Consider the following 255-nt stretch of genomic DNA (forward strand, 5'->3'; position numbering starts at 1 on the left):
AGGAAATGTTCGGTATCCACGGTGTCCCGCACGTGCTGCACGCCGATCGCGGGACCTCGATGACGTCTAAAACTATTGCTGCGCTGCTGGCGGATTTGGAGGTCACCCAGTCTCACTCACGACCCAGGGTCAGCAACGATAATCCGTATAGCGAAAGCTTGTTCAAGACCATGAAATATGGTCCTTTGTTCCCCGAGCGTTTCTCTAGTCTCTCCGAAGCCAGAGCCTTCCTGAGCGAGTTCGTCGACTGGTACA

General features: G+C 54.5%; 1 protein-coding gene. It reads left to right on the top strand.

Annotation, left to right across the window (positions count from 1 at the left end; genetic code table 11):
- The coding region (locus JMA46_RS17000) for an integrase core domain-containing protein (RefSeq protein WP_207346512.1) at positions 1-255 on the top strand (255 nt) is incomplete at both ends.

Origin of the sequence: Arthrobacter sp. E3, from assembly GCF_017353415.1 — a bacterium.
GTDB lineage: Bacteria > Actinomycetota > Actinomycetes > Actinomycetales > Micrococcaceae > Specibacter.